The sequence below is a fragment of the Brachyspira innocens ATCC 29796 genome (genome assembly GCF_000384655.1).
Lineage (GTDB): Bacteria > Spirochaetota > Brachyspiria > Brachyspirales > Brachyspiraceae > Brachyspira > Brachyspira innocens.
On sequence record NZ_ARQI01000114.1, the window covers coordinates 36,099 to 61,358 of the forward strand.

A 25,260-nucleotide genomic window follows, 5' to 3' on the forward strand; every position below is an offset into this window, starting at 1 on the left:
TATATTAAATTACCACCCTATCATTACCCTGACGCTTTAGAAGTTTTTCTCTTTCCAAAGCATTTAAAAGCGGTATTACATATTTTCTTGAAAGACCTGTTTTTTCTTTGACAAAGGCTATTGTTATAATATCTTTAGGTTTAGAATTTTTCATTATTAAATTTTTTACTCTATTGTATACATCTATATGATAATATATACCCTCTTCAAGATACATAGCCTGCTTAGAAGCAGATAATACTTTTATATCTTTCATTCCATTAGGAAATGTCTTTATGGCTTTCTCATCTAATCCGTTTAAATCTTCTTTTTTTAGTTTATCTAATAATAATTTCTGAGAATTAGTTAAATCAATACTTTGGCTATATTTCTTGTATATATTATTAAAAGGCATTATGATTTTATTTTGAACTAAATAATCTATAAAAGGTTTTGTAAAGGCATTATCTATATTGAGATGATTTCTTATATCTTCAAAAGAAAACCCATCTTTTTTAGAATCTATTAATTTTTTTGACTCTTCAAGAAGATTATTTAAATAATCCTTTTTCACAAAATAATTAGATATACTTACTGCATAGTCTGGAAGTTTTCCTACAGCAATAGAATATCCATTTACCGACATAACCAAATCAGTATATCTATCTCTTTTTACTTTACCCAAAAAGTCATGGGCATTATCCATTATACCTTTTCTAATCTGAGGTGTTGTTTTGCTGCCCCAAAATACATCTCCAGTACCTATTATATTGCTTCCGCCATGACTTATTAATATGCCTCTTTCTTTCCAAAATACTGATATAGGCTCATCAAATTTTAATCTTATAAACCTATCATCTATTTCCCTAATATCAACATCAGTTTTTATCTTTTTATCCGCATCATTATAAACAGCCCTCTTATACATAGGTATTATCTGAGCTACCGCACATTCAGTACCTATAGCAAACTCTGCATTTTTTATCTTTTTTAAATATTCTACATCGCTGTTATGAACTAATTCCAGTATTATCTCATCTGTTAAAAATACTGTTTCGTCTTTATCGCATAAAAGATGCCCTCTTCTAATCTCTTCTTTTTTTATGTTTTTTAAATTTATAGCTATACGGGATGTTGCATATACTATTTCTCTGTCCTCATGATAGGACTGAATATTTCTTATAGCAACTTCTTTTTTTGTAGGATAATGTATTAGAGTATCATCTCTTTTTATACTGCCTCCTTTAATACTGCCAGTAATAGTGAGACCAGCACCTTTTATAGAAAAAACTCTATCAACATAAATATGCGTTTTTATATCTTCTTCATATTTTTCATTAATTAATATATCTGTAACTCTTTCTTTTAATAAATCTATATTAGTGCCGTTTAAGGCAGAAACTTTTACTATCTCTATATCCTTATTAAATATTCTGTATAAATTCTTTCTAATATCTTCTTCACTTTCTTTTAATTTCTCTTCATTAACTAGATCAATTTTATTCATTACACATATAATATTTCTTATACCAAGAGACAATGCTACTTTAGCATGTTCTTCTGTCATATTCATCCAGCCTTCACTGGCACAAACAACAAGCATAACCAAATCCAAGCTCCACATACCAGCAACCATGTTTCTTATGAATCTTTCATGACCTGGTACATCTATTACACCAATAGTAATATCATCATTAGGCTTGAAAAAACCAAATCCCAAATCAATAGTCATCTCTCTTTTTTTCTCTTCAGGCAAACGCATCATAGCGATACCTGTTAATGCTTTGATTAATTCCGATTTACCATGGTCAACATGCCCTGCTGTACCTATAATTCTGTTCATACTATGAAACTCCTATTATTGCTATGTTCGCCTACGCCTATAAATAGCAAATAAATAAATTTATTTTCTGGCTTCGGCTCACTTGTTCATTGCTATGTCACCCGTAAGGGTGCCTACTTGGTCGCCTCGCATTAAAAAAGTGAATAAATAAATTTATTCACACATCTGTGCCATTGGTATGGCTGGCTCGGCTAATTTTTTATTGCTTCTAATAAAAATTGTTAGCTATTTGCTGTATGATAAATAAATTTACTAGACGCTCACAATATTTAGCATTATAATAATTGCTAGTGATAAACTTATCCTTATAATATTTTCACATTCAATATTAAACTGCTAAAAAATTACCATTCTTTATTTTTATTAAAACCTCTTTTACATAATCTATATCTTCATCTTTTATAGTTATAACGTATATCAATACAGAATCTTTCTTAACTTTCGGTATAATAGGCACATCCAAATTATGCATAAACTTAATAACGGCTTTTATATCCTTAGGCTTAAAACTGATTGCATAAGACGGATAAAAAGTATCGGCCATAGCACCGCCTCCTGTTTCAACCAATTCTTCAATAACTTCAAAGCCTTCAATATTTTCTATGATTTTTAAAGCTTTTTGTTTTATGATTTCGGGTTTAACTGACAATAAAGTCTCACAATATCCTTTGAACTGCCCTTCAGTATTAAGTCTTTTTATAACACTTTTTTCCAATATGGAAAGTACAGTTTTCCCGCATCTGAAAGCCCTCATCAAAGGGTGTTTGTATATTCTCTCTATATATTCTTTCTTTCCTACTATAATACCTGCCTGCACACTTGAAAACATTTTATCACCAGAAAAACATACCAAATCAACTCCGCTTCTTAAAGCTGATTTTACATGCTCTTCTTCACTCATACTCTCATCAAATATTCCAGCTCCCTCATCATAAACTAATGGTATATTATTTGGTATAGCGTCTCTTATCTTTTTAAATGATGGGTGCTTAACAAATCCTCTTATTTTGAAATTTGATGCATGTACTTTAAGTATCATAGCAGTATTTTCTCTTAAAGCTTCTTCATAATCTTTTATAGTTACTATATTAGTTGTACCTATTTCTACAAGTTTAGCTCCTGCCTCTCTTAATATATCAGGTATTCTAAAACCTCCGCCTATCTGAACCTGCTCTCCTCTAGAAACAATAACCTCTTTATCAGTAGCCAAAGTCTTTAATATTAAAAATACAGCTGCTGCATTATTATTAACAACCAAAGCATCTTCGGCACCAGTTAATTTTGCTAAAAGCGAATACAAAAACTCGCCTCTTATTCCTCTGCCTTCATTATTAATGTTATATTCAAGATTATTGCTGCATATATTTAAAAGCTTAACTTTATCCCAAACTTCTGAATCTATAGGAGAACGTCCCAAATTGGTATGCATAATTGTGCCTGTGGCATTAATTACTCTTTTTATTGGGAGATTAGATTTCTGTTTTATTTTTTTCTCACAAAGTTTTATTATATCATCTTTGGTGGGAGAAAAATTAGGATTATTTTTTAGTTCTATTCTTAGTTTATCTAAAGTATCTCTTATAATATCTGCTATAATTGGACGTGAAAGAATTTCATAATATGGTTTTATAGAATCATGCTCTAATACTGTATTGGTTTGTACCAAGTTGAATTTATTGTTCATTATTAGTCCCTCTCTTTTTTATATAAAAAAATAAAATATACTTCAAGATAAGAGACTATTTTTCATTATTAGTAGTAATTTAATCATACTATACTTTTTACAGCCGCCTATTTATCGGAAGAGGCAGGAGTTGAACCTGCCAACGCTGCTATAGCGTCCAACGCTTTTGAAGAGCGCGGAGACCACCGGGCCTCATCTACCTCCAAGCAATACAATAATATATCATTTTTTATTTTATGTCAATTTTTTTTGTTATTTATTTCACCAATTATTAATATATTGCAAATTATCATTATTAAAATATAATTAAATAAAAAGAGGATTATCATAAATGAAAATTGCTATTTTAGGAGGAACTTTTGACCCTCCGCATCTTGGACATTTAATACTTGCTGATACTGTTATAACTAACTGCAATTATGATAAAGTAATTTTTATACCAGCAAAGATTCCTCCGCATAAAAATATAAGCGGAAAAGTATCAAATGATGACAGGCTCAATATGCTTAAACTTTCTATAGAAGATGATGAAAGATTTTTATTAGATGAATATGAACTTAACAATGATGGAGTTTCATATACTATAAACACATTGAATTATCTATATAAAAATTATGATATTGAAGGAAAAATCGGTCTTATAATAGGTGCTGACCTTGTGAGAGATTTTGATAAATGGAGAGAACCTCAAAAAATTTCTGAAATATCCGACATAACTGTTGTAAACCGAGAAGACGATAAAAACCTATATAAAGAACATATTGATAAATACAATATCAAAGTAATAATGGCTCCGCGTATAGATATATCTTCAAGCCTCATCAGAGATAGAATAAAAGAAAAAAAAGGATTTAGATATTTTGTAAAAGATAAAGTTTATGATTATATAGTATCAAAAAAATTGTATTTATAAATTGCATAAACATAAAATAATATAGGAGAATAATATGAAAAATATAAAATTAATATTAATAATACTTTTTATTTTTATAAACAGCCTTTACTCTCAAAAAATGTATCTTCTTAACGGACCTACTGGAATAGGCGGTTTAAAAATGATGAAAGACTACAATAAAATAACTATAAATACTGTAAATGCCCCAAATAATATGCTTTCATTGATAGTTAAAGGAGAGGCTGATATAGCGGCAATACCTGCTAATATGGCTGCCATAATTTTTAACAGACAATTAGATTATAAAGTTATAGCCGTAATATCAGAAACAAAACTTTTTATAGTATCTGCTAATAATAAAATACAAACTATAAACGATATAAAAAATAATACTGTATACTGCGGTACTAAATTAGCCGCACCTGATTTAATGCTTCAGTATTTAATTTCAAAAGAGCAAATTCCAAATGTTAATATTAATTATTCTTTAAGCAATCCAGATTTATCAAAAGCAGTAGCATCAAAAAATGCGGATATAGCTATACTTCCAGAGCCTTTTGTATCATCTGCAATGCTTGAAAATAAAGATGTGCATATAGTTGTTGAAATGTCAAAATATATTGATGATTACCCTGTAGCTGTACTTATAGCAAAAAATTATTTTATAAATCATAATAAAATGCTTGTAAAAGAAATATTAAATGAATACAAAAACTCTACTGATTATATTATAAACAATAAAGAAGAAATGAAAAATCTTATAAAAGAAAGAAACATGATAATAAATGCTGAAGCTGCATATTACGGATTAAACAGAATGGGATTAGTTTTTTATGATGGAGAAAAAATGAAATTCGCTTTAAATAGCTATTATAATTTTTTGTATAATTTTGATAAAAAATTAATAGGCGGCAAAATACCTAATGATAACTTTTATTATATAGAAAAATAAAAAATAATATAAAAAAATCAAATACAAAAATAATCTATAAGGCTTTGATAAAGTGGAAAACATTGATAAAAATAATATAAATACTAATGCTTATAAAAATATAATAAGAAACTTTAATATAGTTATAGGCATTAGCTTTATACTATTAATATCTTCTATATATATTATTTCTATATTTAGCATCAATATTCCAAAAATTAACTCTGATACCAATTTAGCATTACTAGAAACTGTTTTAAGTGAGAATTTTATATTTTATATAAAAATATTTTTCTCTTTTTTAATTCCATTAACTTTTTTTATATTCACATTTTTATTTGTATTAAATCCTATAAGTGTTAAATCTATATTAATATCATTTGTACTTATTTTTTTAACAGCCATTTATTTATACAATTTAAAATATAAAGTATTATTAAATCCTTTAGAGAATACCAAACTTTTTATAAATCTTATAGTTCATATAACGGCAGCAAACTTTATTATGCTTTTCATATCCGCTTTATCATATATAAAATATGATATAAAAAAACTTAATAATTTATACGATTTCTACACTATGACCGCAGAGATTATTATATGGAGTTTTCTTATATTTTTCATTATGTTTCTAATAATAGGAACAGTATTTGCTTTACTCTATTTTAACGGCAAAATAGATATAAAAATACTTGTAAAATCTCTATTAAAAAATAACTTAAAAAATATAAAGATACTACTTTCTATATTTACTCTGATTACAGTTTCAGTAATATATTTTTCTTATATAATATATAATAAAATGCCAAATACAAAATTATCAATAAATATTTCTAGGACTTTATCTTTATTTATAAGTACTGCTTCTATATTGATTATAATTTATAACTTATTTAATAATCATAATATTTTATTATATGTCTGTATTATATTTCAAGTATTATTTATAATAAACATGTTTTTATTTAGGATAGATAAAGAATGCAAATTGATTACTCAGATTATATATATAATATCAAATACTATTGGTATAATATTTTCTGTATTTTGCCTAAAAATCTATACTTCATCATTTTCATATATATTCGTTATAATTTTTAATATTATAATAATTGCTAATTACATACATAATATAATAGCCGCAATTATAAAAAAATACAGAAATTTCATATTTATATATAATTACATATACGTTATATTTTTTATTATAATTTTATTTAATTGACTTTATATATTTTTTATAGTATACTATATATAGGTACAAATTATAAATGGGGGTTTATATTTTGAGAAAAAGGCTGCTTTTTGCAAGTTTTTTCATATTACTAGCATTTACCTATAATTTAAATGCTCTTAATTTAGCAATTGGTCTTGTAAGTCAATTTGGTATTAGCGGGGCAAATACTAATTCATCAAAGATATTTCCGTCCAGTTTCAGAGATTTTGATAGCGGGCTTTCTTTTTCAATAGGTATTAATAAAGATTTATCATCATCTATGTCTTTATCACTACTTTTAGATTTAGGATACTGTCATGATGCTTATGATTTTAAATATACAATAGAAGGTAAAAGAGCCACAGAAAATTATCAATTTGAAAGTTTTTTAATTGGAGGATATGGAAGATTTAATTTCAGCTTCATATCATTAGGGGCTGGAGTCGGAATTAAAATACCTGTTTATGCTACTTATAAATTAGAATCATATAATAAATACAGACGTTACGGATTTAGATTTGGAGATTTAAACGATATATTTGAAAGAGCTGTAATACCATATATAAAAGTTTCTCTTGACTTTACTATATTTAATTATTTATTAGTAGGCGTATATGCAAATTATGATTTTCCTCTTTATTTTCAATATAATAACTATATAAATGATACAATAATAAACAAAGATTCCATAAGTGCATTTGATATAGGGGTTCAATTTGGTTATTATTTAAATATAAGTTTAGATAGAGACTATTATTATTAAGGAGTTTTTTATGAAAAAATTAATAGTTTGTTTGATGAGTATTATATTTTTACTACCATTAAATAATATTTACGCTGCTGATTTTGTTGTAGGTTTTGTAGGGCGTTTTGGTGCAAGCAGTGCTACAACTGACAGAAGCAAAATATTTACAACTGACTTTAGAGATTTTGAAACATCTTTTTCATTTCAGCCCGGTGTATTTTGGGGATACGATGATTTTTTGTCCTCAGCATTGCTGCTTGATATAGGATACAATAAAGATAAATATGAATTAAAATATACTGTAAACGGTGGAAGACTTTTAGAAAATTATAACTTTAATAGTATATCATTCGGATTATTTCCAAGACTTAATATAAGTTTTGTTTCTATAGGTGTTGGAGGCGGTATAAAAATCCCATTATCTTTAAAATATTCTAAAGAAGGAGATGCCTACAGCTACAACAAATACTCATTAGATTTTGGAGATATAAAAGATTCATTTGAAACTTTTTATATACCTTATGTTAAAGTTTCTCTTGACTTTTTAATAAAAACAAAAGGAAAATTCATGATGTCTTTAGGATTATATGCTAATTATGACTTCCCTATCAATATAGATAAAAACGGACTTTTAAAAGATATATCTGTAGATAAAGAATCAATAGCAGCATTTGATATAGGTTTTCAAATAGGAGCGTATTTAGTAAACAGATAATTATTATATAATTAAAATAAAAATTGCATGCTTAAAAAATAGTATGCAATTTTTTTTAATCAAAAAATAATAGTCTTATTCCAAAACTAATTTATGACAATAATAATTTTAATCATTATAATCTACTTTTTAAGAAGTAAAACTATTTTTATTAAAATTGAATACTATATACAAACACCAAAAATACATATTAAGAAATAATATTATAATCTGAGAACTAAATATGATTTAATATATTTAAACAATATTATTTACTGATTAGAAGAAGCAGTATTATTAGGTAAAGTTTCAGTATTAGTAGGAGCAGACAAAGGAGTATTTTGCTGCTGCTGCTGAGTTGTAGTAGTTGCTGTATTAGTAGTTACATTTTCAAAAGCAGTTTTCTGAGTACTTATAGCAACAGATATAAGAAGAGCACCCACTATAAATATAGTAGAAAGAAAAGTAGTAGCTTTAGTTAGGGCATTTCCTCTTTGGCTTCCCAAAACATTAGCCTGAGCACTGGAAAATAAACCTTCTGCTTTACCGCCTTGTATAATAATTAGCAATATTAATAACACGCATATTATAGAATAAACAACTATTCCTAAAGTAAGCAAAGCATTCATATATATTTCCTTAAAACTTTATTAATTAAAAATTATTTCGTATAATTATACCATTTATAAAATATTTTTCAAGTGTTTAAAAGTATTAAATTTAATGTATAATATATATAAATATTTTTCTTTATTAAATTTTGATTTTTTCCGTTAATACTAATAAGGATTAAAATATAACGGCAGGTACTTTATATGGCAGTAAAAAAAACAGATACAAAAAAAAATACAGCTAAAAAAACTTCAGCAGTATCAAAAACTACTAAAACTGCAAAACCAGTAAAAAAAACAGTATCAGAAGAAAAAGTATCAGGCAGAATTTCATACAAAGAATTGTCTGAAGAATTAAAATTAAAACTTAAACAGTCTGAAGAAAAAATAGCAGAACTTAATCAAAAATACAAAAAAGTTGTAGATATACAAAAAAAGAAAATAGAAAATAAATATAAAAAAATTATAGAAGATTTAGAATCAAAAAAATCTATACCTGCTAAAACTCAAAATAGCAATGCTGAAATTAATAAACTTCAAAAAAGATTAGAAAAATTAGAAAAAACTAATCAAAAATTAGAAGAAGAAAAAAGAAAAATAGAATTAAAAAATGAAGAATTAAAACAAAAAGCAAAAGAAGCTTTAAAATCAAAAACTGAAACTGCCTCAAAAACTGCCAAAACTGATAAAGAAACATTAAAAGAAATAAAAGCTCTAAGAGAACAATTACTTGAATCAGAACAGGAGAAAAAAGAATTAAAAGCAAAATTAAAAGAAGCAGTATCAGAATTAAAAAATGCTAAGAAAAACACTAATAAATTATCAAAAGAAGATAAAGAACAATATAAAGAAAACTTAAAAATATTAAAGCAGATAGAAAAAGAATCAAAAGCATTAGATAAAAAAAGAGAACTTCTAAAAAAAGAAGAAGAAAAATTAAAAGAAATAAGAGGCGATATAAAAAGCTCTGCAAAAGATATAGCTTCAACAATGAAAAAAAGCTATCTTGCTGATGATGAAGATAATAATGAAGAAAACGGCAATTTACTTTCTAATATGGATGCCAAAACAGAAGAAGGCATAACAAAATTGGCTACTCTATTATGTGCTGCTATGGACGATTACAGGGAGCAGAAAGAAAAAGAAAGAGAAGAGATTGAAAAAGAAAGTTCTGAAGCACAGCCTATAATGTCTGAAGGTGAAGAAAGATTAAATAAAGCCTCTGAAGAATTAGAAAATCTAGTTGAAAACAGACTTGAAGATTCTGACAGCAGTAAAGATGAAAATTTAAGCAAAAGACCTTTTACTATAATAGATAAAATAGAAAATAGCCGTGTAGAAATTAATGAGGGATATACTCCTCCTTCAGGCGGACAGACTATAGTTGCAGCTCCTCAGGACACAGCACAAGCTCCTCAAACACCAGCCCAGCAACCTAATATTACAGTAAAAGTAGAAGCCCCTAAAGAAAGTGCTAAATTAGCAAAACCAGAAACTCAGCTTAAACCTGCAAGCGAAACTCCTACTATGAGAATGAAGCTTTTAGATGACATAGATGATTATGAGAAGAAACTTGTAATTACTTATGGTTTTGATAATATGCCAGAAAATACATACTATTCTAAATATAAAAGAATATTAAGAAATGCTGCTAGAATAAGTTTGTTCGGTAATTTGCAGGAAGGTCTTGAAATGTTCAAACTCATAAGAGATCAAAATATACCTGATGAATACAAGCAAATGATAGATAAAAATATACAAGACATTACTTACTATTTAAGAGGTCTTCATAGAGTAAGAATGGAATAGTATACAAAAAATTGGGGATATAAAAAATAGTAATGAAAAAAATTATAAAAATTGTATTAATAATATTGATAATACCTATTATCTTTTCCTGTTCTAAAAAGAAAATATATGACAGAGAAATAGAAGCAGTTTATGACAAAAGAGATAATTCATATACTATTTCATACCCAGAATATAATAAACAATATCCTAAATACATATCATTAAAATATGGTAAATCAGTAAAAATACAAAACGGCATAATATTAACTTACAATATAGACACAGACAATATACCTATTCAATTAAATATAGAAGTAAATGAAAATAATATAAAAAAAACATTTAATATAGAAAATCCATTAGTTAATAGAAATATAAACCTTACAATATATGCCACTAATTTTAATCCTCCTTTAGAAAAAGATAAAATCGATGAGCTTTCTGTAAGTATAAAAAGCATAGGAAATACGGATACTAAAGATACAGTAAAAATTGCAATAGCAGAAAATGAGGATAAAAGAGTCTCAAGAGAAAATATTGCCTTAATACTTCCAGAGAGCGGACATATAGCTAAAAGTAATCCTCCTTTTATAATGGTTAATAAAAGAACTACACTTACAAGAATATCCGTATCAAAAGAGCTTTCTTTTTCTTCACGCTATGAATATACATTAAGAAATAATAGTTTCTTTTCTATGACCAATCAATTAGAAAACGGAAAATGGTATATAGCATTCGATGAAAACGGAGACACAAATTTAAGAAGAATATATCATTTCTTTATAGATGACAGCAGTACAAAAATAGTACCAATAACAAATAAAACATTTAATATAAAAAGACCATTTGTATTTATAGATAAACAGACATTTGATGTTTTATATAATTTACTATACAGACAAAACCGCCTTCAAGCATCTACCCTACTTAGAAATATAAATGCATTCAAATTATACACAGCTTCAAATATGGGAAAATGGTCAGTTAATAATATATCGTACACAAATAATAATGATACTAATAAACTGAACTTTGAAGACCTTCCTTCTCATGCTATGCTTATGTCATTAAAAGCAGCATTTGAACCTAATAATAATTTATTAAAATATGAAATTAAACAGATGATAAGGGATATAGTAAACATAGATGAAGCAAATATACCGAATTATAAAGAAATAGATGCTGTTACTATATTGGCTAATTCTCTTCTTATGCCTTTTGATTTGATGTATGATGAGTTTTCTCCAGAAGAAATAGTTTTAATGAAACAGGAGTTTATTAAATATGGAGAAACTCTTTATAATTATATAATTGAAAATCCTGCAGAATATAGAAAAAAAGACACTATAAAATACGCTTCAGCATTGGGATTAATAGCTATAAACATGCTAAATGAAAATGTTAATCAGGATCAAATTAGAAATTGGCATTATTTTGCTATGAATTATATTAATGGAATGATATTTTCTATGTTTGAAAAAGACGGCAGTTTTAAATCTTCTATAAGTGAAGCATTTGATACCATTCTTCCTATATTTACATACGCATTATCATTAAAAAATGTTGGAATATTTGATGCTTTTAGTTTAGAATCATTTCAAAATATAGGAAAGTATTTATCTATAGTAGGATATCCTTCTGGATACACATTGCCTATAGGATACACTGCCATAGATAACAGAAGCAGATTAAGATTTGATACTGGTGCTAGAAGTGCTGTTATGGAGCTTTTAAGTAAAATGTGTGCAAATCCATTATATAAAAATTATGCCGTATTTGCACAAAGTGAATCTGTAAATTTAAGATATCTGCCTTATGTATTAATGTGGAATAATTATTATCTTAGAGACAATGTGCCTTCTAATCCCGAATTTCAATATGAAACATTGCTCTTAAAAAAAATACAAACAGCCATATACAATGAAAATATAAAAACTCTTAATGCTCCTTATTTAGCAATATACGCAAAAGGAAGAAATGTTAATGATTCTTTCGGTCTTAATCATAATGACAGAATGAGCTTTGTTTATTACAATTACGGGGATTCTATAATTGATGAGTTAGGATATAATTTTGATACTAACAATTATGAATTATTTAAAGATGCTGATTTTCATAACGGTATATCTATAGATAATGAGAAAATAGAAGAGATTACTGGAAGCTATTCATATATAGAAAGTATAACAAATTATTACAAAATGTTTTATGCACATGCTAAAGCAAATCAGCAGTATACTTATACTATAAATCTAAAAAATTATGACAGAAGATTTTATTATTTAAAACCTAATATTTTGATAATAAAAGAAGATATTGAAGCCTTACCTGATATCACTAGAGAATATCATGTTTACGGATATAAATATAAATGGGCATTTAATTCAAAACTTCCTATGGTACTTGAAAATAATAAATTTATTATAGAAGGTAATTATTCATCTACATATGTGGAAGTATTATCTCAAAATGAATTAGAGTATAAGGTTATTCAAACTAATATAGGAAATAATATATTATACAGAGCTGAAGTTGCTACAAAAGAAAATATTAAAAGGTTTGAGCCTTGGGTGATAGTAACAACAATGCCTAAAAATAATGTTCCTATAGCTATGAGAAGAAATATTCTAAATACTAATATTACTGTAAACAGCTTTACAAGCACAAATTTAAACTTTAAAGCAGGATACAAAGATTATAATATAAACATAGAAAACTACAAAAATACTTCAGATAATACAAATAAAATAAACAATATAGTATATACAGAAAATAGGGAAAATGTTATAATAAGTTCATATTAATAAAGGACTTATTTTATGAATATATATATCGCTAATTCATATAAAGACTATATTGACTTTACAGCTAAACATATTCTGCATTTTTTAGAAAAGAAACAGGAAAAAAAAGAAAAGTTATATATATCTGTTTCAAGCGAATATGATACAAAAGATATTTATAAATCTATAATAGAAAATATTAAATCTTACAAAATAAATTTCAAAAATATATTTATATTTCAGCAGTCTGAATATATAGGACTTTCCCCTACTGACAAAAACAGCAAAGCATATTTTTTAAGGGAAAATCTTATATCAAAATTAGATATACCAGAAGAAAATGTTTTTTTATTTGATGGAAAGGGCGACGAATCTCAAATGGATAAACAGCTTGAAATTATCAAAAAAATAGGCAGATTTGATGTTATATGGTATTCTCTTACAGCAGATTCTACTTCAGCAGGTAATGAGAGAATGTCATCATTATCATCACTGTTTAGAATAAAAACTTTAAGCGAACATTCCATAAGCGAAATAAAAAAAAGATTTTCAGAAGATAAGGAAGTACCTACTACAGTATTTAGCATGGGTATGGGATTTATAGATATTGTAGATACTGTTTTACTTACATCATCTGGTATAGAAAAGTCATGTTCTTTAAGAGAATGCCTAGAACATGGAATAAGTGATTCATATCCTTTAAGCAAACTTCAAAAACATAGTGATGTTACTGTAATAGCTGATTATGAATCCTCTTTAAGACTTTCAAGCCAAACTGTATTTATGAAAATAGAAAAAAATATAAAATAAGGAGTATAGATATGAGAATCATTATTACAAATGAAAGCGTTTATGAATGGGCAGCATATTATACAGTAAAATGTATATTAGATTATTCGGATACTGATAAGCCTTTCGTATTATCTTTTCCTTTAAGATATGTTAATAAATCATACTATCAAAAACTATTATCTTTTTATAATGACAATATAGTATCATTCAAAAATATACATATAGTTTCATCTGGAGAATATATAGACTCAAATATATCGCAGAAATATTTAGAGGATAATTTCTTAAAGTTTATAGATATACCTAGAGAGAATGTGCATTTATTTGACAGCAATGTTGCAAACAGAAAAGAAGAAGCCAAAAGAATGGCTAATTTGATAAAAGAATTAGGAAATATAACATTATTAATAGATACATTAGCAGAAGATGGAAGTTTTCTTCTTAATACTCCAAGCTCCTCACTAGAAGGAAGTGTAAGGGATAAAAAAATAAGCGAAATAATAAGAAGCTATGAAGCTAAAAAGTTTGATATGCCTATAGAGATGTTTCCTAGAGAAGGACTTACTTTAGGTTTTGAAGAGGCTTTTAATGCTAAATATGTACTTGTAATGGCTAGCGGATATGAAGTGTCTGATGCTTTGGCTCATTGTGTGGAAGGTGCTATTACTCAGTTCTACCCTACTTCTGTACTTCAGGAGCATAAAAAACTTATAATTGTTGCCGATGAGGAATCAAGCAGCGATTTGAAAGTAAAAACTTATAAATATGCTAAAAGTTTAGAAAGCAAAAGTCTTCACCCTAAAGAGCTTATTAAAGGACTTTATAAATCTTATTATGCTCTTACAAACATTAAAATATTTGATGGTGAGAAGTTTATAGAAGGACATTGTATTGTTATAGAAAATAATGTTATTAAAAGCGTTGAAAAGGAAATAGATGTTGATGCTGTTATTACTAGAATAGATTTAGGAGGAAAAATAGTAGCTCCCGGATATATAGATTTACAAGTCAATGGCATTGGAGGATATGATATTAATGCTTCTCCAACAGTTGAAACATTAAAAAATATGAATGAAGTTTGCCAAAGATACGGTTGTACTTCATATTTACCTACAGTCATTACTAACAGTGATGAATATATGATAAAAATTATAGATTTATTCAATAACATAGAAGATTTATCTGTAATGGGTGTGTTAGGAATACATTTTGAAGGTCCTTATATATCGCATGAAAAAAGAGGCATACACAATGAGAAGTTTATAAGAGAGCCTAATATGGAGATGGTAAAAAAAATCAATGCTTCAAAATGTGTAATGGTTACTGTAGCACCAGAAATGGTAAACGGTGAAGTTATAGAGGCTTTTGCTTCTGCTGGTAAAGTAGTATCGGTAGGGCATACCAACGGCACATACAATGAAATAAAAGAGAAAATACCTTATGGAATAACTTTTGCCACACATTTATTTAATGCTATGCGTCCTTGGGGTTCAAGAGAGCCCGGTGCTGTCGGAGCGGTACTTGAAACTAAAGACATGTATGCTGGTTTAATATGTGATGGTGTGCATTGTGATTTTGCCTCAGTAGAGCTTGCCTACAAATTAAAAACAGGTCATATATGTATAGTTACTGATGCTATAGCTCCTGCTGCTGCCCCAGAGATAAAAGAGTATATTTGGGCTGGTAAAAAAATACACAGAGACGGCAACAGACTTATTGATGATAATGGTACTTTGGGAGGCTCTTCAATTACTATGAGTCAATCTGTAAGAAATGTAGTTAATCATGTAGGTGCTGCTGTAGAAGAGGCTTTAAAAATGGCTTCGCTTTATCCTGCTAAAGTTATGGGTATAGATGACAAATACGGCAGAATAAAAGAAGGACATATTGCTGACTTAGTGATACTAGATGAAAACCTAATAGTAAAAGGTGTGGTATTTAAAGGAAACTACAAAGAGTATAATTATGACCATGAATGGGTAACACATGCTTAAATAAAAAATTAATATAAATGTTTGTAAAAAGGCTTTGATTAAATATATTTTAGTTAAAGCCTTTTATTTACAAAAAATCAATAGCCGAAATTTCACTTTCTATAATCAATGATTTATACAAAATCTGTATAATCTTCTGAAAATATGAGTAATCAATATCTTCGCCTTTATGAGATTTTAAATATTTATCCAATACCTGATAGCCTCCTATTTTATAAAGCCAAACTTCTTTTGAAACTTTATCAAAATAAAGAGTTTTATTAATAAATAGTTTATTTTCTTTTTCATTATAAACAGGTTTTTCTATTTTGTTATTTTTGTCATCTTTGTATAAACCCTCTCCTATATCAGCATTCAAATCATTGTCTTTCATCAAATGAAGATTGTAAAGCTTAGTACCTAGAAAACTTAATTTTATAAATATATCTTTAGAATCAGTAAAAGGAATTTTAGGAAAATCTATTTTTAGGAAATCAATATATTTAGTTCTGTAAGTTTTGTGAAAGAGTATAGCATAAATATATCCCAAAACATCTTCAGGCGGGAAATGAGAGCCGTATTTTTTGTCGATGAAATTTCTAAAATTGAGCGTAAAATTTTCTATTTTGTTGGAATTTTCAAAAGGGTTTGAAGCTGATTTATTAAATAAAACAGTATCTCCATAATCTTGAGACTGAATAACCTTTCTAGCATTAGGTGTGTCATATATATAAATAGGAAATATATAACTGCCAGAACCTACAAGGTGTAAATCAATCAAATTATCAGAAATAAAAATATTTGATATCTCTTTTAATTTAGTACCTCTATCACATACTAATCCTATATTATTATATTTTAGAAAATGCTCCATTATATCTTTTCTTGCCCTTTCTATTTTATCTGTATCATAATATACAAATCTTTTATCAAAAGGACGGTAATTTATAGTTTCTATAAAAGAACTATCAAATTCATTATAATAATTTTTGACTTGCTCTTCCAATTTATCTTTGTTTAAACCTATTAATACAGAATCTTTTGATGTTACTATACCAACATTACAAATTCTAAACATATCTTTTACGCTATAAAATTTATCATACTCTTCGCGTAATTCTTCATCTTGTTTGACAAACAAAAAGAAAGGCTCTTTATATTCTAATTTACTCCACTCTATACTTTTTATATTATTATCAAGAAGAAAATTATATTTATACTCTCTCTTTCCGTACAAGTCATAATAATAAACTGCTGCATTTTCTCTGCTGTATTTATGTGTGATAGAGTTTACATTAATTAATTTTTCATCTTCTATATTTTGGGTATGTCTTAAAAATATATTTATACTTACGCCCTGCATTATGTCAAATACATTTTCATCTTTGCTGCCGTCTGGACATACTTCCTTTTTTCTTGTATTGCCATGAAGATTAACAATATATATTTCATCAAAACTTTTTAATAAGCTGTAACGCATACCTCTGAAAGTGGGATTATCTAAAAATGAGTTATTAGAAATAAATCCGAATATTCCGCCTGCCTTTTGATTATCTATTTTCTGCTGTGCAAATCTTATAAACTTCACATAATCATCAAGAAGCCATTTAGGATTTTTCTCTTTTTCTACTTTACCGTTTCTTGTTATAGCCAAAGGAGGAGATTCTAATCCGTCTTTATATTCTTTTCTCACCTCTTCCTCAAATATACCTTTATTGGCACTTGCTCCGCTGTATGGAGGATTGCCTGTTATTATAAGGATCTCTTTTTCTTTTGTTTTTTGTGCGAGGTTCATCTCTTCATTAAGCTCTTCAAATATATTGTTTTTCCCTTTGCTCTCATCTAAATCTATATTTTCTAAAGTGTTAGTTAAAAATATATTTAATCTCTCATCATCTTCTAAATTATAATTAAACTCTTCTTTAAGTGTTTGAGATATTTTAAGATGTGCTATTGTATACGGTGCTATCATAAACTCAAAGCCGTAAAATTTATTTATTAATTCTTTAGGGTTATATTTAACAGAGTTTTTTTGATAATATGATAAAGATTTTCTAAAAGAATCAAGTAAAAATGTACCTGTTCCTGTAGCAAAATCTAAAAGAGTTATATTAGTTTCTTTTTCTAATGCATCGCCTAAACCTTTATTTTTATTGAAATACTCTTTTAAAACTATATCTATAGAATCAATAATAAAATTAACTACGCTTTGAGGAGTATAATAAACGCCTCTTAATTCTCTAAGTTCTGGATTATATTTATACAAAAAAGTTTCATAAAAATGCATATAAGGATCTTTCTGCGAAACTGTATTATCATATTTATTTAATTCTTCTACAATAGATACAATATTTATATGATTAGTTATATTTATTATTTCATTTAAAAGCCATTCTATAGTTTTTAAGTCATTAATATTTAACTCTTCCAAATCCTGAAGGAATTTACTCATAGCTCTTATTAATGGAAATGATTTAGGTATAAACTTAGTCACATTATATAAATCGATTTTTTCATTAGTATTGAGTCTTGCTAAAAACAAACTATAAGTAAGTGTCTGTGCAAAATTATCGCAAAAGTCTGCAAAATCTATTTGAGAATAAATTGTACTTTTAAATATATTATATAAACGCTCTATATGATTATTATTTTCAAGTTCGTATAAATCATCTCTTAATATTCTAGTACGCATAGCTAAAGCATCTGCAAACTCTAAAGCTGTATTTATAGGTTTAGGCTCTCTTGAGAAAAATATTTTAAATATATCTGAAAGTTTTTTACTTACTTCTTCAAGTTTAATTTTTTTATAATTTTTAATCTCACTTAATTCGCATATTCTAACTTCATCAATAATATTTAAGTTTTCATCAATTAATATAAATCTCAAATAATCCGTAATTATAATATTATCGCTCAAAAGAAGATATTTTTTTATCTGCTCGCTTTTAATAATTTCATCAAGATTGGCATTTACTCTTTTATTTTCAATATAGCCCAAAACAAGAGAATCAATAGTAACTAAAAAATCAGGTGCTCCTCTGCCCTCTTTATCATTGTTTGGTTCATGTTTTATATTTATCTTATTAAAATTAAGATGATTTTTCATACCATTTAATAAACTCTCTAAAGAAGCTCTATAACTATGCTCTTTATCTTCAGTAGTTATATCTTTTATGCCTTCTAAATATAAATATAGTTCTTTAATCATAATATAATCCTTAATTTTATATTATAATAAAAAATATACCATTTGTCAAAATTATACATCTATACAAACTAATAACAAACTAATAAAAAATAAACTTTAATTAAATATGAACTTGACTAAAAATTATATTTATGTTATGATAACAAAACTATTTGAGAAAATATATAGTTATGGAGAGATGCCCGAGAGGCCGAAGGGAGCAGTTTGCTAAACTGTCGTAGGCAACCCCTACCGCGGGTTCGAATCCCGCTCTCTCCGCATCGGTTTATATATGATTAAAAAAATTTCTATTATATTCCTAGCTGTTTTTATGGCAGCGCTTTCTCAGGAAACAAATAATAACACAATAACTAATCAAATAATTACTAATGAAAATATACAAAATACAGAAACAAATTTTTTCAATGCTCAGCTAAACAATACAAACAATATTAATGAACCTGCTATACTTCAGGATATTAGAAATATAGAAAACAGAGCCCAAGTAAGTAACGGCTGGATGTTTTTTAAAGCTATTATTGGTTTTATAGTTACTTTAGTTGGAATATATTTAGTATTTATGTATATGAAAAATAAATCAAAAAAAGTATCTGGTTCATCTGAAATTATAAAAGTACTTGCCACTACTCCATTAGCACCTAACAGATATGTTTCTATAATAGAAATTGTTGATGATATGTACTTAGTTTCTATATCGGATCATAATATTAATATGCTTTCAAAAATTGAAGATAAAGAGACTAAAGATCAGATTAAAATGATGTATATTAATTCTAAAAATAATATTGTAGATGACAGCTTTAAAAATATATTAAATCAAACTCTTTCTGTGTTCAAGCAGCCAAAGATGAAAGAAAAAGACCCTTTAAAAACTACTTCTGAAATAAGAGAAAGACTTCATGATCTTAACTCGAATAATCCTACCAATAAAGAAGATGGTCAGAAATAAAAAATTAATACATAGTATATACTGAAAATTTTTAAGTTTGTCAATTTTTTATTCAACTTTTTCACGCCATAAAAAATGCAATTGACAGAACTTTATATTTTTTTAATATTTATTAAATGTATAATATAATCTAGACTACACTTTGCCTACGACATGTAGAGCGAGGCGTACAGAGTATGGTTCTCGCCTGCCTACGGCACGCCAAACATTCGTCATAAAAGAACTTGGAAGCTGTGTTGCAAAACCCTACAAATATTTTAAATTAAAAAAATTAATTTAGGTATATAATAAAACCTAATTATTAATTGATATTTTATTCAGATGATTTATTATATTTGCAATTAAATATTTTAATAAAGGAATTTCAATGAATGATATTTTGAATTTAATGAGAGATTTAACTAATGCATTCGGACCTTCTGGTTTTGAAGATGATGTTATAAAAGTTATAAAGAATAATACTTCATTTATAGACAGTGAAAGAGATTCTATAAATAATCTTTATTTAGGGTTAAATAAAATAGACAGAAATAAACCAATAGTAGGTTTAGACTGTCATATAGATGAATTAGGATTTATGGCAGAACATATTAATGATAATGGAACTATATCTTTTATACCATTAGGAGGATGGCATATACCTAATATAGTATCAAACTCTGTGGTAATAAAATCTTCAAGCGGAGAATATGTTAAAGGTGTAATAGGTTCAAAACCTCCTCATTTTATGACTGACGAAGATAGAAGAAAACTTCCTTCATTAAAAGATATGTATATTGATGTGGGAACTAGAAGTAAAAAGGAAACTGAAGAAATATTCGGCATACAAATAGGAGACCCTATAGCTCCAGATGTTGATTTTAGATATGATGACAGAACAAAAAGTATATGTGCTAAGGCAATAGATAACAGAGTTGGTGCTTTATGCGTAATAGAAACTTTAAGAGCTTTAAAAGATGAAAAACTAGATGTTAATTTGGTTGGAATGATGACAGCCCAAGAGGAAGTAGGTGCAAGAGGTGCTGCTGTAGCCTCAAATAAAGTAAAGCCTGATTTGGTTATAGTATTTGAGGGCTCACCTGCAGATGACACATTTTATTATGGAGATAGAGCCCATGGTGCTATAGGAAGAGGTTCTCAGCTTAGAGTGATTGATGGCGGTATGATTACTAATCCTAGATTAAATAAATACACAATAGGAATAGCTAAAAAAAATAATATAGCTCATCAAGTGATTGTACGTGAAAAAGGTTCTACTAATGGAGCTGTTTATCATAAAACTAATTTAGGTTCTCCAAGCGTAGTATTAGGTGTAGCAACAAGATATGCTCATAGTCATTACTGTTATGCTTCTTATGATGATATAATAGCTTCTATTGATATTGCTAAAGAATTGATAAAAACTCTAAACAAAGAAAAGATAAAAGAATTTTAATAAAAGTTAATTAAATAATAAAATGGTATTATGCTATAAAAAAACATAATGCCATTTTTTATATATTTATTTTTTTACTATATTTCTAAACTTTGAAACATCAAACATTCTTGTAGTTTTACTTTTTTCTAAAGAAGCACGTACTATTAGCATATCAGCATCAAGCAAATTATCATAAACATAATCTGGTTTTAAAACTACTGAGCTTAATCTATCTTCGCTTGCTTTACAGTCTAAATTATCAGGTAAATCATTATCAAATCTGAAAAATGTTTTATGATGAGCAAATACAAAATCTTTACTATTCCAATCTATTATTATCTCTTTATTATTATTTTCTTTATTAACTTTTACAATTAAATATGTATCTTCACTCCAAGATGATAATTTGTATGCCAATAATTTATAAATATAGTAATTATCATTTTCTAAAACTTCCCAATCTGACTGTTTTATCTGATAAACACTAGGATCCATTATATCTTTATCGTCCATATAAAACCTCCAAAACACTATTAATATTCATTATCATATAGTTATATTTACTTTATACAATATTTTTAATTAAAAGTAAACCTTTTCATATATATTTTTCTTATTTTATTTTTATCTTTATATCCGTAATAAACGCATGATATAATACCATTATCTTCGGCACACCAAGGATATCCGCAGTCTGTACTTTTCATAGAAGAGTCTATTATTATCTCTTCATTTAAAGCTTTATAATTAATTTTTTCTATATCAAATATATCATCAGCATTGTCAAGTAAAATAGCTCTTATGCCATAAGGCTTTAATCTGTATCCGTAAGTAAGAAGAAGTTTACCATTACTTAAAAATAAAGGATTTAAAGGATAGCCTTTTATATTAGTAAATATTGGGCTTGAAAAAGTTTTGCCTTTATCTTTTGAATAACTTATAGAAGTAATGGCGTATTCATTATTAACATGCGTTCTTATAAAAGCTATGACATTATTTTTATAATTTAAAAGAGAAGGCTCAACATATTCTATTTTTGATTTTTTTCCATCTATCTTTTTATAATCTGTTTCAGCTAAAAAACTTTTAAGTTTCCAATTAATTAAATCTTTAGTAGAAATAATATAACATTGATATTTAGAGTTATTTTTATTTATATTTTTTTTATAAGCGTATATTGGAACAAGTACTTCACTATTATTTAATTTACACATACTCCCTCTAATAGCAAAGTTTTTCATTATAGTATTATCATTATTTATTTTAATAATATAAGGACTCGAAAAAGTTTTTCCATTATCATAGCTTATACATACGCCTATTCCAGAAAGTAATGCTATTGTAGCGTCATATTCTATAAAAGTATAGTCTTTGAATAATTCTTTTTCATTCATAGGGTGAAAAGTATATCTAAAATAGTATGCCATTATAGTTTTATCATCTATTCTAAAAAGCTGTGCATCTTGTTTTGCAGCTTCATCATCTTGAGCAAACTCAAATACTTTCTCTACCCTATTTTTATTAATAACAGCAAGCATTGATTTGCTTAATGAATGAAGATGAGAATAATGTTTTTTTATTTTTGGCGCTAGTCTGAAACTTACTAAATATTTATCATTATCAAGTTTAATAATGCTAGGAAAAGCAGGATATAGATTTTTATCTTCAAAAATTATGGTTTCGTCTAAAATATTTATTTTCATAATATATCCTCAAATTTGTATATAATAATTTTCGGTATAAAAGATACTGTGTATACAAAAATAAGATTTATATAAAATGAAAAACTATTTAATAAAAATATATTTCATTTTGCCACAATGAAAATACAGATTATAAATCATTGCAGCAAAAGGAAGAAAAAATATCCATATTCTACAGAATAAGAAATAAATTTAAATAACTTAAATATTATTTAAAAATATCATTAGTAGCGTCATACCAAAATACGAAATCTAAATATTCCATAGGTATTTTTTCACTTTTTGAATATTCAACCAGATTTGCTTCACAACTTAGATAATTATTTTTTGTAAGGCTTGTTTTTGGCGTCATACCTTCAGGCAGAATGCTCAGCTTATCCATTACACGCATTATATGTCTGTCAAGTATGGCGATTTTTTGCCCGAACCCTATATTTCTAAGAAAATGGCTAGCCTCTTTAAGTCCATAACCTTTAACTTCTTTGGCAAGTTCATTTCTTAATTCTACCATAGTATCATTTTTTAAAGCTTCATTGATTCTGTCTTTTAATACAAACTTTTCATTAGGAAAATAAATCTTTCTGGCAAGCACTATATTTTCAGCCTTCATATTATGAAATCTAACATGTTTTATTAATATATTAGCTACTTTTTCAGCACTTCCTTTGAAAAGCAAATTATTATTATACAAATCAATTATAGCAGCCGCCCCGCTTCTGGCCTTTGTCTGAGGCGTACATATACAAAATGCAAGTTCAGCAAAAAGTCTTTTATCATTATCTCTTTTAAAAACTCTTTCAAAATATTCAAGTCTTCTTTTCATTCTCTCATGAAGAACTTTATCTTTATATATACCCATCAAATGTTTAGCATATTCCTTATCCATAATCAGCCTCTAAAACTAAAAATATTATTAGAGTGATGATACTACTATATAAATTAAATTTCAATATATAAAATACTTTATTAATATTTAAACTCCACAGTATAATGCGTAACAGCCTCATCGGGCATAATATATTCTCTGTTATTCATTAAAAGCTCAAGCATATCAGCCCTAGCATCATACTCCATACCAGCACGTACATTTTTTACATAATTATTGACAAAAGGATCAAAATAAGTTCCATCTCTTAATTCTTTTGCTGTTTTTCTCAAATCATTTATTACAATAGAATAATCTTTAATAGTATTATACATATATTCTATTTGCTTATAGTCTACAAGCTGCACTGCTTTATTATTAATATTAAGCATAACATTTTCACCGCCGCTTTGCCATACCATTAATTTATCTGTATAATCTATAGGAGTGATAACTGTCCAATCTTCATCTTTATTCGGCTCTTTATTTTTAGTCAAAAACTGATTAAGCCCAGCACTCTTTATATGAGCCTCTGTAATAGTAAAATATTCCTGCCCGCTGTCATAAGCAGCTCTTATTTCTTCATAAGGAGGTATAGGAACATAATAAGTTTTCTTATTTATTGTATAAGTTGAATAAGGAGAATTGTCAGATTTATAATATCTTCCATTATCAAGTTTTATCCAATTAGGCTCTTCAGGAGTTTTTATCTTTTTTTGTATAGGTGGTAAATCTCCTCCAATATAAGAATCACGAGAATATACCGAATCAGCATTATCATAAGATGAAGAATTAGGCTCTACTTGCCAATTTACGCCATCAGTAGTTGACCATATAGTATTATCATTTTCAAATTTTTCATATTTATCCACCCATTTACTAATAGAAGAATCATTTTCATAATATACCCTTTCACCTTTTGTAACATATATTTTATTTTCATCATAGCGAATACTAAGATTGCTTCTTTGTCCCCAAGGAGTATTAATCTTATCCCAATTAGCACCCATAGATGTATCTTTATTTTTATCTATTCTATAATAAACATTTTTACTTGTTGTAAATGGTCCCTGACTTTCATTTCGGCATCCGCTTGGATTTTGCTCATCAAAATCTTCTTTTAAACCTATTAAATATATATAATCTTTAAACTCTACAATTTTATAACTGCTAACACCAAA

18 protein-coding genes, 2 tRNA genes and 1 pseudogene are annotated in these 25,260 nt (G+C 27.0%); 11 read left to right on the forward strand and 10 right to left on the reverse strand.

What is annotated here, in order from left to right; all coding sequences use genetic code 11:
- Window positions 1–4: 4 nt before the first annotated feature.
- The 3 genes from selB to F811_RS16520 all read right to left on the reverse strand — a co-directional run bounded on the left by selB (window position 5) and on the right by F811_RS16520 (window position 3,710).
- Window positions 5–1,822 (reverse strand): selenocysteine-specific translation elongation factor, encoded by a 1,818-nt coding sequence (gene selB / locus F811_RS0108630; RefSeq protein WP_020004850.1) that lies wholly within the window; start codon window positions 1,820–1,822, stop codon window positions 5–7.
- Between the two features lie 328 nt (window positions 1,823–2,150).
- Window positions 2,151–3,506, reverse strand: coding sequence for an L-seryl-tRNA(Sec) selenium transferase (gene selA / locus F811_RS0108635; RefSeq protein ID WP_020004851.1), 1,356 nt, complete (start codon window positions 3,504–3,506; stop codon window positions 2,151–2,153).
- A gap of 114 nt (window positions 3,507–3,620) precedes the next feature.
- A tRNA-Sec gene (locus F811_RS16520) sits at window positions 3,621–3,710 on the reverse strand.
- A gap of 127 nt (window positions 3,711–3,837) precedes the next feature.
- On the opposite strand from F811_RS16520, the gene nadD reads away from it, so the two are divergent.
- Window positions 3,838–4,419: a nicotinate (nicotinamide) nucleotide adenylyltransferase gene (gene nadD, locus F811_RS0108640; protein ID WP_020004852.1), complete on the forward strand. Its 582-nt coding sequence runs from the start codon at window positions 3,838–3,840 to the stop codon at window positions 4,417–4,419.
- A gap of 34 nt (window positions 4,420–4,453) precedes the next feature.
- Window positions 4,454–5,353: an ABC transporter substrate-binding protein gene (locus F811_RS0108645; RefSeq protein WP_020004853.1), complete on the forward strand. Its 900-nt coding sequence runs from the start codon at window positions 4,454–4,456 to the stop codon at window positions 5,351–5,353.
- 255 nt (window positions 5,354–5,608) lie between these two features.
- Here the strand turns inward: F811_RS0108645 and F811_RS17115 are convergent, their stop codons facing one another.
- A complete protein-coding gene (locus tag F811_RS17115; protein WP_281167085.1) occupies window positions 5,609–5,737 on the reverse strand; it encodes a hypothetical protein in 129 nt (42 codons plus the stop codon).
- An 881-nt stretch (window positions 5,738–6,618) separates the two neighbouring features.
- On the opposite strand from F811_RS17115, the gene F811_RS0108655 reads away from it, so the two are divergent.
- Both F811_RS0108655 and F811_RS0108660 read left to right on the forward strand, forming a co-directional pair.
- Window positions 6,619–7,311, forward strand: coding sequence for a hypothetical protein (locus tag F811_RS0108655; RefSeq protein ID WP_020004855.1), 693 nt, complete (start codon window positions 6,619–6,621; stop codon window positions 7,309–7,311).
- Window positions 7,312–7,321: 10 nt separating this feature from the next.
- Window positions 7,322–8,008 (forward strand): hypothetical protein, encoded by a 687-nt coding sequence (locus F811_RS0108660; protein WP_020004856.1) that lies wholly within the window; start codon window positions 7,322–7,324, stop codon window positions 8,006–8,008.
- Between the two features lie 251 nt (window positions 8,009–8,259).
- Here the strand turns inward: F811_RS0108660 and secG are convergent, their stop codons facing one another.
- Window positions 8,260–8,616, reverse strand: a complete 357-nt coding sequence (gene secG / locus F811_RS0108665) for a preprotein translocase subunit SecG (RefSeq protein ID WP_020004857.1) — start codon at window positions 8,614–8,616, stop codon at window positions 8,260–8,262.
- Between the two features lie 186 nt (window positions 8,617–8,802).
- Here secG and F811_RS0108670 point away from each other — a divergent pair, with 186 nt between their 5' ends.
- The 4 genes from F811_RS0108670 to nagA are packed head-to-tail and all read left to right on the forward strand — an operon-like array spanning window position 8,803 to window position 15,958.
- The gene (locus F811_RS0108670) at window positions 8,803–10,407 is read left to right on the forward strand and encodes a coiled-coil domain-containing protein (protein WP_020004858.1); all 1,605 of its coding nucleotides are present in this window, start codon (window positions 8,803–8,805) and stop codon (window positions 10,405–10,407) included.
- Between the two features lie 32 nt (window positions 10,408–10,439).
- Complete coding sequence (locus F811_RS0108675; RefSeq protein WP_020004859.1) at window positions 10,440–13,193, forward strand: hypothetical protein; 2,754 nt, start codon at window positions 10,440–10,442, stop codon at window positions 13,191–13,193.
- 15 nt (window positions 13,194–13,208) lie between these two features.
- Window positions 13,209–13,982, forward strand: coding sequence for a sugar phosphate isomerase family (locus F811_RS0108680; protein WP_020004860.1), 774 nt, complete (start codon window positions 13,209–13,211; stop codon window positions 13,980–13,982).
- Between the two features lie 11 nt (window positions 13,983–13,993).
- Complete coding sequence (nagA, locus tag F811_RS15685; RefSeq protein WP_020004861.1) at window positions 13,994–15,958, forward strand: N-acetylglucosamine-6-phosphate deacetylase; 1,965 nt, start codon at window positions 13,994–13,996, stop codon at window positions 15,956–15,958.
- 67 nt (window positions 15,959–16,025) lie between these two features.
- Here the strand turns inward: nagA and F811_RS0108690 are convergent, their stop codons facing one another.
- The gene (locus F811_RS0108690) at window positions 16,026–19,145 is read right to left on the reverse strand and encodes a type ISP restriction/modification enzyme (RefSeq protein WP_020004862.1); all 3,120 of its coding nucleotides are present in this window, start codon (window positions 19,143–19,145) and stop codon (window positions 16,026–16,028) included.
- Between the two features lie 172 nt (window positions 19,146–19,317).
- Between F811_RS0108690 and F811_RS0108695 the strand changes: the two genes are divergently transcribed.
- The 3 genes from F811_RS0108695 (at window position 19,318) to F811_RS0108705 (ending at window position 21,529) form a co-directional block, all read left to right on the forward strand.
- A tRNA-Ser gene (locus F811_RS0108695) sits at window positions 19,318–19,403 on the forward strand.
- 13 nt (window positions 19,404–19,416) lie between these two features.
- Window positions 19,417–20,094, forward strand: coding sequence for a FliO/MopB family protein (locus F811_RS0108700; protein WP_020004863.1), 678 nt, complete (start codon window positions 19,417–19,419; stop codon window positions 20,092–20,094).
- 367 nt (window positions 20,095–20,461) lie between these two features.
- Window positions 20,462–21,529, forward strand: coding sequence for a M42 family metallopeptidase (locus F811_RS0108705; RefSeq protein ID WP_020004864.1), 1,068 nt, complete (start codon window positions 20,462–20,464; stop codon window positions 21,527–21,529).
- A gap of 66 nt (window positions 21,530–21,595) precedes the next feature.
- Here F811_RS0108705 and F811_RS0108710 read toward each other — a convergent pair whose 3' ends face one another.
- From F811_RS0108710 to F811_RS16760, 4 genes and pseudogenes are all read right to left on the reverse strand, one after another.
- A complete protein-coding gene (locus tag F811_RS0108710; protein WP_020004865.1) occupies window positions 21,596–22,024 on the reverse strand; it encodes a hypothetical protein in 429 nt (142 codons plus the stop codon).
- A 65-nt stretch (window positions 22,025–22,089) separates the two neighbouring features.
- Window positions 22,090–23,214, reverse strand: a complete 1,125-nt coding sequence (locus F811_RS0108715; RefSeq protein WP_020004866.1) for a sialidase family protein — start codon at window positions 23,212–23,214, stop codon at window positions 22,090–22,092.
- Window positions 23,215–23,422: 208 nt separating this feature from the next.
- Window positions 23,423–24,100: an 8-oxoguanine DNA glycosylase gene (locus F811_RS0108720; protein WP_020004867.1), complete on the reverse strand. Its 678-nt coding sequence runs from the start codon at window positions 24,098–24,100 to the stop codon at window positions 23,423–23,425.
- 80 nt (window positions 24,101–24,180) lie between these two features.
- Window positions 24,181–25,260 (reverse strand): annotated as a pseudogene (locus F811_RS16760) (hypothetical protein); the annotation flags it as partial.